The sequence below is a fragment of the Pedobacter westerhofensis genome, from assembly GCF_900182595.1.
Taxonomy (GTDB): domain Bacteria; phylum Bacteroidota; class Bacteroidia; order Sphingobacteriales; family Sphingobacteriaceae; genus Pedobacter; species Pedobacter westerhofensis.
The window spans coordinates 136,348-148,823 of the sequence record NZ_FXTN01000007.1 but is presented as its reverse complement, the minus strand read 5'-3'; the positions used below and the strand labels follow the sequence as shown (position 1 = coordinate 148,823).

General features: G+C 46.8%; 4 protein-coding genes. All 4 read left to right on the top strand.

Annotated elements, in window-relative coordinates; translation table 11 throughout:
• Positions 1 to 282 precede the first annotated feature (282 nt).
• From FN831_RS14795 to FN831_RS14780, 4 genes are read left to right on the top strand one after another with little or no spacing between them, the layout of a single operon-like run.
• Entirely contained in the window at positions 283 to 1,083 is an 801-nt protein-coding gene (locus FN831_RS14795; protein WP_142528964.1) for an FkbM family methyltransferase, read from the top strand.
• The gene (locus tag FN831_RS14790; RefSeq protein ID WP_142528963.1) at positions 1,067 to 7,651 is read left to right on the top strand and encodes a polyketide synthase; all 6,585 of its coding nucleotides are present in this window, start codon (positions 1,067 to 1,069) and stop codon (positions 7,649 to 7,651) included. The genes FN831_RS14795 and FN831_RS14790 overlap by 17 nt, the downstream gene beginning before the upstream one ends.
• Positions 7,652 to 7,654: 3 nt before the next feature.
• A complete protein-coding gene (locus FN831_RS14785; RefSeq protein ID WP_142528962.1) occupies positions 7,655 to 11,713 on the top strand; it encodes a non-ribosomal peptide synthetase in 4,059 nt (1,352 codons plus the stop codon).
• Positions 11,714 to 11,717: 4 nt separating this feature from the next.
• Positions 11,718 to 12,458, top strand: coding sequence for a 4'-phosphopantetheinyl transferase family protein (locus tag FN831_RS14780; RefSeq protein ID WP_185960492.1), 741 nt, complete (start codon positions 11,718 to 11,720; stop codon positions 12,456 to 12,458).
• Positions 12,459 to 12,476 lie beyond the last annotated feature (18 nt).

Genomic DNA, 12,476 nt, shown 5'->3' with positions numbered 1-12,476 from the left:
TGAACAAATAAATATTCAAACAAAATAAAACAGCAAAAAGGAAATTCTGATAATGATAACGAACTGTTTTAAACATATACAATGCAGGTCTGGAAAATTTTATATTATGCACACCGGGATGATTTTGATTAATGTCAAATGCCCTTATGGAATTTTGGGAGAATGTGTATTTTAGACCTGAAAACTCATTTTAGACAAAAAAAATTCATTTATTTTTCTTAAATTATAGAGAGAGAAATGAGCAATATAAAACCAAAAGGATAATTACAACAATATCAGTAAATGGCGACGCAACTCATAAAAAAAATGCTGGGTATACACCCTCAGTCAAATGTAAAACCACTGCAGAACCTCAGCTACTATGGTTCGGAAAGGTGCGGGTATCTCGTACCTGATCATTTTCTCAATTCAGAATCCATCGTTTATTGCGTTGGCGCAGGTGAAGACATATCATTTGATACTGAGCTTAAAATGAAATTTGATTCCAGAGTATATATTTTTGATCCTTCGCCTTACGGAATTAATCATTTTGATGAAGTAAAAGCATATGTAAATAAAGGGACACCGTTAACGCTCGACAAAACACTCAACCCTTACGTCTATCATATCGGCCCGAAACAATTTAATGAAATTGAGTTTATCACCATCGGGCTCTGGGACAAAAAGGAAATCCTGAAGTTCTACGACCCTGAAAGGGAGAATTATTCTTCGCACTCTGCTTATCTGTTTACAGATTCCAAAAGTTTTATTGAAGCTCCGGTAGACCGTTTGGGCAATTTAATGAAACAGCTGGGCCATTCTCATATCGATTTACTAAAGATCGAAATTGAAGGCGCGGAGTATAAAGTAATAGACTCAATCGTTGAGGACCAGCTGGATGTAAGGGCTATACTGGTAGAATTTGATGAGATTTATAACACAAAAGATAAGGCGTTCCATTTCAGGATCAAAAACAGCTGTGACAAACTGAGAAAAGCGGGGTATGTCCTGGTACATTCTACCGTTGCGCTCAAACGCCTGTTCGTTAAAAAAGAAGTCTACGATCAGTTAAAAAAATTGGAGTTAAATGAAGAACGGAACTAAGCATATTTTTAGCGGCACAGCTCACATTCCACTGGTATACACCCTTTTTGAAGATACTGCAAAAAGTTTCCCGAAACATATTGCGGTATCTTTTGAGGGCGAACAGCTGACTTATGAATCGTTGCTGGAGAAAGTGCAGAGCTTAGGCAGCAGAATTACCGTCTCAGCATCCGGCGAAGAGCTGATTGGTGTGAGTACCAGTCGCTCCATAGACATGATCGTTGCTGTGCTGGCTGTCCTGGCAGCAGGAAAAGCTTATCTGCCGCTGGATCCCGCTTATCCTGTGCAAAGGCTTCAGCAGATCGTTGCAGATTCCGGCATCAAAACCTGTATCTCAACTGCAGCCGATGAATCATTTTTTACGGGCCTTGGCTTAAAGGGCCATGCAAGCTTGTCTCGTCCGGCACAGGCAATTCATATACCTGCGGTAAAGCAGAACCAAAATATCTATGTCTTATATACGTCTGGCTCAACAGGCATCCCCAAAGGGGTATATATGACGCAGAAGGCAATGTCTAATTTAATTTTGTGGCAGCATCAGCATTCTGTTGCAGGGCCTGACAGCAGGACACTGCAGTTTGCCCCGCTTAGCTTTGACGTTTCGTTCCAGGAGATCTTTGCCACGCTGACTACAGGGGCAACACTGGTACTGGTGGGCGACGACCTGCGGCTGGACCCGGTCAACCTGTTAAAATATATCACCGAAACCAGGATAGACCGCATATTTTTGCCTTTTGTGGCACTTCAGTTCCTGGCCGAGGCTGCAAGCAGTACACAACAGTTTCCGCAGAGCCTGAAAGAAATCATGACTGCCGGTGAGCAGCTCAAGATTACTCCGCAGGTAAAAGAGTTTTTTAAGGGCCTGGACCACTGTGCCCTTTACAACCAGTATGGCCCAACAGAATGCCATGTGGTTACACAGCTGGAACTCCGCGGAACAGCTGAAAGCTGGCCATTACTTCCAAACATTGGAACACCAATTGCAAATACTCAGATCTATATCATTGATCAAAATAAAAACCTGCTGCCGGATGGGGAAACCGGAGAGCTGGCCATCGCCGGACTTGGGCTTGCTGAAGGTTACCTCAACAGGCCTGAACTCACAGCAGAAAAATTTGTCTGGATTAGCGTAGAGGGAACAGCCACAAGAATATACCTCACAGGTGACCTGGCGGCAATCCTTCCCGATGGCAGCATTGATTTCCTGGGAAGAAGGGACGACCAGGTAAAGATCAGGGGCTACAGAATTGAACTGGGAGAAATCGAAGTGCTGCTCAATGCGATAGAAGGTGTGAAACAGGCCATTGTTATTGCTAAAAATGATCTGAGCGGACAGAGCAGGCTGCTGGCATACCTTGTTGCCGGAAATGGTCCCGAAAATACAAGCCAGGTAAGAAAATACCTGGAAGAGCAGCTCCCGGATTACATGATTCCCTCCTCCTTTATCTGGATGGAAGACCTGCCAAAAACCAGCAGTGGCAAGGTAGATAAAAAAGCACTTCCATTGCCTGAGCGCAAACGCCCGGAATTATCCGTGCTGTACACAGTACCAAGAACAGCCGGCGAAAAGAAAATTGCTGCCGCATGGGCAACCGTACTTGAACTGGATACTGTAGGTATCAATGATAACTTTTTTGAGCTGGGCGGTAATTCACTGCTGGCACTGAAAACGGTTTCTCTTTTACGCTCGCAGCACCATATTGAACTGCCCATTACGAAACTTTATCAGTTTCCAAGTATCAGTCAGATTTTAAATCATCTGAACGCGGACTCTTCCGGTAAAGTATTAAAAAGAAAATTATCTTCCGATTCATCCCAGCCTGTAGCAGTGATCGGCATGGCCGGGCGCTTTCCGGGTGCCAAAACTATTGATGAACTGTGGGAAGTACTGCGCAGCGGAAAGGAAACTACTACATTTTTTACCAGAGAAGAACTGGACAGCTCCATACCTGAAGAACTGAAAAATGATCCGGACTATGTTGGCGCCAGGGGCATTATTGAGGATGCAGAGTTATTTGATCCTTTATTTTTTGGCATTAATCCCAAACTGGCAGAAGTAATGGACCCCCAGCAGCGCATTTTCCTTGAAATCAGCAGGGATGTACTGGAGAAGTCAGGCCATCTGCCTTCGGTATATGACGGGCTTATCGGCGTGTTTGCCGGATCAGGAAATAACAGCTATTACCAGCACAACGTTGCAGGGAACGCGGCTCTTATCAGCCAGGTAGGAAATTTCCAGGTGATGACGGTGAATGAAAAAGATTATATCTCGTCGAGAACAGCCTATGAACTGGACCTGAAAGGGCCTGCAGTAAGTGTTTTTTCTGCCTGTTCAACCTCGCTCCTTGCGGTGTCGCAGGCAGTGGAGAGCCTGCGCAAAAATCAGTGCGACGTAGCAATAGCGGGCGGGGCAAGCGTGACTTCCCCGATCAAAAGCGGCCATATCTATCAGGAAGGTGCCATGCTGAGCAAAGACGGGCACTGCCGCTCATTTGACGAAAGTTCTACCGGAACTGTTTTCAGTGATGGTGCCGGGGTAGTCCTGCTGAAAACGCTCGCGGCAGCAGAGCGGGACGGCGATACCATTTATGGAGTGATCAGAGGGACAGGCGTAAATAACGACGGCAGCAACAAAGGCAGTTTTACTGCACCGAGCACCGACGGACAGGCCGCAGCAATTGCAATGGCAATCAGTGATGCAGATATTGATCCTGCAACAATTTCATATATTGAAGCACATGGTACGGGAACTCCCCTTGGAGACCCCATCGAGATTGAAGGGCTTAAACAGGCATTTGGTGAACAGTCTGCGCAGCAGTATTGCGCGATTGGCTCAATTAAGAGCAACATGGGGCATATGACAGCTGCTGCAGGTGTGGCAGGTCTCATTAAAACTACGCTTGCATTATATCATCAGGAGATCCCGCCATCCATCAATTTTGACAGGCCCAATCCCAATATTGATTTTGGTTCTTCGCCGTTCTATGTGAATCAAAAACTGAAACCCTGGGACAGTGAAGGTGTAAGGCGGGCGGGAATCAGCTCCTTTGGTGTTGGTGGTACCAATGTCCATGTAGTGATGGAAGAGTACGCACACCCTGAACCGGTAAATACGGATCAGGGAAGAACAAAACAGATTTTCAGCTTTTCTGCCAAATCTCCTGAAAGCCTGCAGAACTATAAATCCTTAATAAAAAATAATATTGATGCCAATCCGGAAATTAATCTCGCGGATATTGCATATACTTTACAGACTACCAGGGAAAACTTCAACCACCGCAGCTTTATCATTGCAGGGAACAAACAGGAACTGGAGGCCTCACTGGCCCAGCCCAGTGCTGCGGTTGAACCCCTCACAAGCCTGCCGGGAGAAACGGTCTTCCTGTTTCCCGGACAGGGCGCACAGTACCTGAATATGGGTGCCGAACTTTACCGTAACGAAGAAATCTTCAGGACGGCCATTGATGAATGTGCAGTTATTCTTACTGAATATATTGGTAGGGATATCCGTGAACTGATCTATACTGACAACAGCCCGCAGGCAGAGGCCGATATCAGCAATACAAAATATACACAGCCTGCACTTTTTGTAGTTTCCTACGCAGTTGCAAAATTATGGATCAGCTGGGGCATACAGCCCTCGATCCTTTGCGGGCATAGCATCGGTGAATATGTAGCTGCACATCTGGCCGGGGTGTTCTCGCTCAAAGACGGACTAAAGCTGATTGCAACCCGCGGAGACTTGGTGAGCAAGCTTCCCGGAGGAAGCATGCTCAGCGTTCGCGCAGCTTTCAGCAGTATCGAAAACATCCTCCCTTCAACCTTATCTCTTGCAGCGGTAAACAGTCCCAAATTATGTGTAGTTGCCGGGACAGATCTAGATATCAATGCTTTTCAGGAAAAGCTGGACGAAAAACAGGTCCTTCATAAAAAACTGCTCACCAGCCACGCTTTTCATTCATGGATGATGGACCCTGTACTGAACGAGTTCGCAGCGGTGGTTGGGGAAATCAAATTAAACAGGCCGCAAAAGCCAATTGTTTCTACCGTAACAGGTGATTTCCTTACAGACGCAGAAGCACAGGACCCGGCATACTGGACCAGCCACCTCAGAAAAACAGTGCTCTTCTCTCCTGCGATAGACACCGTACTGAAACTGGATAACCCGCTGCTGATTGAGTGCGGGCCGGGCAATACCTGTACTACCCTGGCCTGGCAGCATGGCAGCAGGACTAATTTCAATGCAGTTGCGAGTCTTGACAAGAAGGAAAGTGCAGGCGCCACCGAATCAATTTTAACAGCACTGGGAAAAGTATGGCAACTGGGCCTGAGCCCTGAATGGAAGTCCTTTTACCAGGGGCAAAAAAGACGGCGCATTGATCTCCCTACCTACAGTTACAACAGGAAAAGATTTTGGGCAGAACCAAAACAACTACCATATACGCTTAACCAACCGATAACAGAATCATATACTGCGATGAGGAAAGATACTTTAACAGAAAAAATAAAAGACATCCTGGAAAATGCCTCAGGAATTGAAATGGATGGTGTTACCCCCGAAATGAGCTTTATTGAGATCGGGCTGGATTCATTGCTCCTAACACAGGTGGCTCTTATTTTCAAAAAGGAATTTGCACTGCCCATAACCTTCAGACAGCTGAATGAGGAATACTCTACGATAGATACGCTTGCTGCATTTGTAGACCAAAGCCTGCCTGCAGAAAAATCAGCTGTGCGCACAGCGGCTGCGCCTGTGCAGAATTACGCGCCGCAGCCTGCGGCCAGCTTTACGCCGTCAGACTCTGCCCTTGGCCTGATTGCCCAGCAGCTGCAACTGCTTTCCAGGCAGGTAGAATTAATGCAGGGTACGCCACAAGCCAGTCCGGACATCAACGCAGGAATAAATTACGCTGAAAGCGCTGCTCCCTCACCCGTAAAAGTTGCACCTTCATTTTCATCGCCTAATTCAGCAGCACAGGACCTGTCTTTATCAGGCATCTCAGCAGAAGAACTCGCAGAAATAAAAAAACCATTTGGTGCTGTTGCACGCATAGAAAAGCAGGCGACATCGCTGGCCCCTGCCCAAAAGGAATTCCTTGATCAGTTAACCCTGCGCTATAATCAGAAAACTGCCGCAAGTAAGGCTTTTGCCCAAAAGAACCGGGCGCATATGGCCGATCCAAGGGTTGTATCAGGATTTAAGCCCTATACCAAAGAAATTGTTTACTCCATTGTAACCAACAAATCCCTGGGCAGTCACCTGTGGGATATCGATGGAAATGAATACATAGATGCCCTCAATGGATTTGGTTCCAATTTACTGGGCTACCAGCATCCTGCGCTTAAAGCCGCGGTACTGGACCAGGTAGAAAAAGGATATGAAATTGGCCCTCAGCATGAGCTGGCCGGAGAACTGAGCGCACTCATTTGTGAATTCACAGGCTTTGACCGTGCCGCATTGTGCAATACCGGGTCTGAAGCTGTTCTGGGAGCAATGAGGATTGCACGTACAGTAACCGGCCGTTCAATGATTGTAGCTTTCTCAGGTTCTTATCACGGCATCAATGATGAAGTGATTATCAGGGGAACAAAAAAATTGAAAAGCTTCCCCGCAGCACCCGGCATATTGCCCGAGGCTGTACAAAATATGCTGATCCTGGATTACGGTACTGATGAAAGTTTAGAGATCATCAGGGAAAGGGCACATGAACTTGCTGCAGTACTGGTTGAACCTGTGCAAAGCAGAAGGCCAGAGTTCCAGCCGGTAGATTTCTTAAAGGAAGTAAGGGAAATCACCCTGCAGTCTGAAACTGTACTGATATTCGATGAGGTGATCACCGGATTCCGTGCACACCAGGGAGGCACACAGGCGATGTTTGGTATCCAGGCCGATCTGGGCACCTACGGAAAAGTGATTGGGGGCGGCATGCCTGTGGGTGCCATCGCTGGAAAAAAACAATTTATGGATGCCCTCGATGGAGGGTTCTGGAAGTACGGAGACGATTCCTTCCCTGAGATTGGTGTAACCTATTTCGCCGGAACTTTTGTGAGGCACCCGCTGGCGCTGGCCGCGGGAAGGGCTTCCCTTCTTTATATGAAGGAAAAAGGAACAGCATTGCAGGCTACATTAAATCAGCATACCACTTATCTGGCCGGCTTATTGAACAGTACAATGGAAGAGTTTCATCTGCCCATGTATGCCGCTTATTTCGGCTCCCTGTGGAAAATCAAGTTTAAAGAAGAATACCCGTACAGTGAGCTGTTATTTACGCTCATGCGTGAAAAGGGCATCCATATCTGGGACGGTTTTCCATGTTTCCTTACAGAGGCGCATACCATGGATGAAATTGAACTGATTGCGGCGAAGTTCAGGGAAAGTATTATTGAACTGATAAGCGTAGACTTAATTCCTCTGACTGAACCTCTAACTGCAAAAAAAACTGAAGGGATTGAGGCTCCTCCTGTAGAAGGCGCCAAACTGGGCAGAGATCAGGCCGGCAACCCGGCATGGTTTATAGCAGACCCGGAGAACCCCAGCAAATACCTTCAGGTAGAGTCAAAGATTTAACAAATGACAGAGCGTAAAAATACGATAATATACAAAAAGGTCGATTTTGATCCTTTTGCCTCCGGTGAAGTGATCAATATGGCCCCGGCTACAGAACCACAAAAGGAAATCTGGACATCCTGTATGCTCGGCGGTCAGGATGCAATCAGGGGATACAACGAATCGGTATCCCTCAGGATTAAAGGCGAAATTAATGTCGGCTTTTTAAAGAAAGCGCTTGAAAGCCTGGTGCTCAGGCATGAAGCGCTGAGATCTTCCTTTAGTCAGGATGGCGCTACAATTATCGTTTACGATAATGTAAAGGACTATCTTACTTATACAGATCTCTCCGCACAAAGCCCTGAGGAACAGGAAAAGTCGTTAAGAGAATATGTACTGGGCGACGCTTTGTATTTATTTGATCTGCTGAACGGCCCCCTCTTCAAGGCGGGCATTCAGCAGCTCTCGGAAAAAGAATATCACTTTACATTTACCGGTCACCACATCATTTGTGACGGCTGGTCGCTCGGGATCCTTTTACAGGACCTGAGCAAGTTTTACTCTGCATTTGCTGCGCATCGCCAGCCACAGCTGCCCGAAGCCAAATCACTAACGGATTTTGCAAGGGAACAGCTTGAATTTGCAGGCAGCAAAGAACGCCAGGCCATAGAAGAATACTGGTTAAATCAATATCATAACGAAATCCCGGTGCTGGATGTACCTACCAGCAACCCACGTCCGGCAACAAGGACATTTAAAAGCAAAAGATTAGATTTTAAACTTGATAATACGCTGGTAAATGATTTAAAAGCCACAGGCAAGGCAGAGGGATCAAGCCTGGTGCTTACCCTGCTATCCTCATTTGAGCTTTTCCTGCACCTGATTACCGGTCAGAAGGATATCGTGGTAGGCTTACCGGCATCCGGACAATCTATTACCGGAAATTATAACCTGGTAGGGCATTGCGTCAACCTGCTGCCGCTCAGAAGCCGCCCCAATAAAAATTTTAGTTTCAAAGAGTATCTCAAAGTCAGGAAACCCGCGATATTGGATGCCTTTGATCATCAGCAGATCACCTGGGGAAATCTATTGCGCAAACTGAAGGTGGCAAGAGACCCCTCCCGGATACCCCTGGTCCCAGTAGTGTTTAACGTAGACATGGGGCTGGATGATGGTGTTTCCTTTGAAGGGCTGGATTATCAGCTCATCAGCAATCCCAGGGAATACGAAAGTTTTGAACTCTTTATCAATGCCAGCGGTTCAGAAAAGGCTTTAACACTGGAATGGTCTTTCAATACTCAGCTGTTTGACGAGCAGGCGATCCGGATGATGATGGATGGATATGAGCAGATGCTCAAATTTATGGTTGCCAATCCCGGAAACAAGATCAGCGACCTGCTGGTACCGGGTTCTGCAGACTATCTGAGGCAATCTGTATTTAAAAGAACTACAAAAGTCTCCAAAAGAAAGGAGACGAGCACTGCCGGTGAAAGAACAGAACTTGGTGATGTAACCATTCAGCAAATGTTTGAAAATGCCGCGCAGCGTTTTAAAGATAGGCCGGCGATTAGTTTCAAAGATGAATCTATCAGTTACAGCAACCTGAATATCAGGGCAGATAACCTGAGCAGGGCAATTTTACACCATGCGCCTGACGAAGAGATCATCGGCATCAGCACCACCCGCGGGCTAAACATGGTGGTGGCAGTGATAGCTATCCTGAAAGCAGGCAAAGCCTATCTGCCGCTGGATCCTACCTACCCCGAAGACAGGCTAAACCAGATCATCGATGATTCGAATCTTAAGTTCTGCATCGCCAGTGCGGTAGAAAACAAGTTCTTTAATAAACTGGAGCTGGAAACTATTGATTTTGACCGTACCTACAGCCTGCCTGAGCAGCCACTGCCTTTTGAGAACTCAAATGCCTATGTATTGTACACTTCGGGCTCTACCGGAAAACCAAAGGGCGTATATCTTACCCAGCGCGCGCTGGTAAACCTGATATTATGGCAAAACACCAATTCTATAGCTACGGCCGAAAGTAAAACATTGCAATTTGCCCCCTTAACATTTGATGTATCTTTTCAGGAGATTTTTGCCACGCTCACTAGCGGTGGCTTGCTGATCCTGATTGATGATGTGATGCGGCTCAATCCTGATAACCTGCTGGCAAAGATAGAGCGCAATAAGATCAACAGGATCTATCTCCCTTTTGTTGCCCTTCAGTTTCTGGCAGAAACAGCCGTAAGCATAGGAACCTTTCCGTCTGCGCTTCAGGAGGTAATGACCGCCGGGGAACAGCTAAAAATCACCCCACAGGTGGAAAACTTTTTCAAAGCCATTCCGGGCTGCGTATTGTACAATCAGTACGGTCCAACAGAATGTCATGTGGTTACACAACTTAAACTGAGCGGGAACTCATCGCGCTGGCCGGGCCTGCCCAATATCGGAAAACCAATAGCCAATACAGATATCTATATTACCGATGACAGCCTGGAAATCCTCAGCGAAGGGGAAATCGGGGAATTGTGCATTGCCGGTGCCAGCCTGGCCTCGGGATACCTGAACAAACCGGAGCTCACAAATCAGAAGTTTGTACAGCTGAGCTTGCAGAACGGCAGCCAGACACGTATTTACCGTACCGGAGATCTCGCCAGGATCCTCAGTGACGGCAATATTGAATTTATCGGCCGCAACGACGATCAGGTAAAAATCAGGGGATACCGTATTGAGATCGGTGAGATTGAAGTGATGCTCAACCGTGTTCCCGGAATAGCGCAGGCTGTGGTTACGGCAAGAGAAGACCACAATGGTCAGAAAAGACTCGTGGCTTATATCTCCGCAAATAACGGGCAGGAAGATACCAGTTATGTAAGAACAGAAATACAGCACCGCTTACCGGTATACATGATTCCTTCGGTATTTGTATGGCTGAAGGATTTTCCGCGGACCAGCAGCGGCAAAATCGATAAGCAGGCATTGCCGGCACCAGATCAGCTGCATTCCGGTAATCAGAGTACCTATACTGCCCCGCAAACAGAAACGGAAAAAGAGATTGTGAAAATATGGGAAGAGCTGCTCAATGTCAAAGATATCGGCATCGACGATAACTTCTTTGAGCTGGGAGGCCATTCACTTATTGCGATCCAGTTTATGATCCAGATTGAAAAGGCCAACAGTCATGGCCTGCCCCTTGCTACGCTGTTTGAATACCCAACAATCAGAACGCTGGCCAGGCTTTTCGACGGGCAAAACAGGCCAACTACGTATACGTCATTAGTGCCAATCAAACCATCGGGATCAAAAACACCTATCTATATCGTGCATGGCGGTGGTTATAACGTACTGAATTTCAGTGGAATCGGACTGCATGTAGACACAGAACAGCCTGTATTCGGGATACAGGCGCAGGGACTGGATGGTGTGGAAGAACCGATGGACAATATGGAAGATATTGCCAGGTACTATATCGACAGCATCCTGGCCCAAAATCCAACGGGGCCGTATGCACTGGCGGGCTATTCTTTTGGAGGGTATGTGGTTATCGAAATGGCCAGGCAGCTGAGGCTGATGGGCCGTGAGATCAAACTGCTGGCGATTTTTGACACCAATGCAAAAAATCTTGATTTCCATGGCAACGGCATGGACGTCTACGTGGAAAAAATAAAAAAACAATTACCCAAATTTTGGTGGATAATTAAATCAATGATGAGAAATCCGGGCAAAACGCTGAGTTATCAGGGTTACCTCCTGTCGAAAAAAGTGAATGCGATACTCGGGATCAACAAAGCCCCGGAGCAGCGCCAGGGCGCGATATATGAGATCATGCGCAGAATTGATGAAAAATACGAAATTGCCTACCAGGCTTATAAACTTGCCCCTTTCGATGAGAAGATCCATTTATTCAGGGCAACAGACAATGTTTACTTTGTAGAGGACTATAAATACCTGGGATGGCAAAAATATGCCCTTAAGGGGGTAGAGGTATATGATGTGCCGGGAGATCACAAAACCATGCTCCTGTCGCCATATGACAAATCCTTTGCCAGAAAGCTGCAGGAAGTATTGGATAACGTATCTTGACGGAATGATAATGCCTGCCCATTATTTACACTGCGAAAATGTTGACCAGCTGCCGGATGTGAGACCTGCGGATTCCAGCCCGGGCCTGATCAATATCTGGAAGCTGGACATTCTGAGCCAAAAGCCGCAGTTTTTGCAGCTGGAGCAGCTGCTGAATGCGGAAGAAAAAGCCCGTGCGGCACGTTTTCACGAGCAGAAAGATGCGCAGCAGTTTACTGTTACCCGGGCCGTACTCAAAATATTGCTGGCTGATGCAGCATCGTCAGCGCCCGAAAACATCAAGATCATGCTGTCCGAAAATAATAAACCCCTGATACCGGAAAATACGGGTGTTCATTTCAATGTATCGCATTCTGGTGATGAGGCGGTGATCGCTATTGCGAAACAGCCGGTGGGGATAGACGTTGAACAAATGCAGACGGATTTCGACTACCATTCTGTTGCTGAATACGCGTTTTCTGAGGCAGAATCTGCTCAGGTACAAAAGAGCGGGCATCCCAGGCAGGAATTTTTTCGCATATGGACCAGAAAAGAGGCCTTTCTAAAGGGTCTTGGAACCGGGCTGATCAACGATCTGAAGCTGATCAGCTGCCTGGACACACCTACCAAAATCAATCCGCTAATCAAAGGCGTAACTGCCGGCTGGAACATCAAAACCCTGGAATTTGACCAGGCGTACATGATGAGCATTGCCTGCGAATCGCTGGGCCCTGCAGTCCGGATCCATCTCTCGGCCTACAAATAAATCATTATCCCCTTAGTA

What these genes read in the sequence shown, in the direction of transcription:
- FN831_RS14790 (WP_142528963.1), top strand. Translation starts at nt 1,067, where the DNA reads ATGAAGAACGGAACTAAGCATATTTTTAGCGGCACAGCTCACATTCCA.
- FN831_RS14780 (WP_185960492.1), top strand. Translation starts at nt 11,718, where the DNA reads ATGATAATGCCTGCCCATTATTTACACTGCGAAAATGTTGACCAGCTG.
- FN831_RS14785 (WP_142528962.1), top strand. Translation starts at nt 7,655, where the DNA reads ATGACAGAGCGTAAAAATACGATAATATACAAAAAGGTCGATTTTGAT.
- FN831_RS14795 (WP_142528964.1), top strand. Translation starts at nt 283, where the DNA reads ATGGCGACGCAACTCATAAAAAAAATGCTGGGTATACACCCTCAGTCA.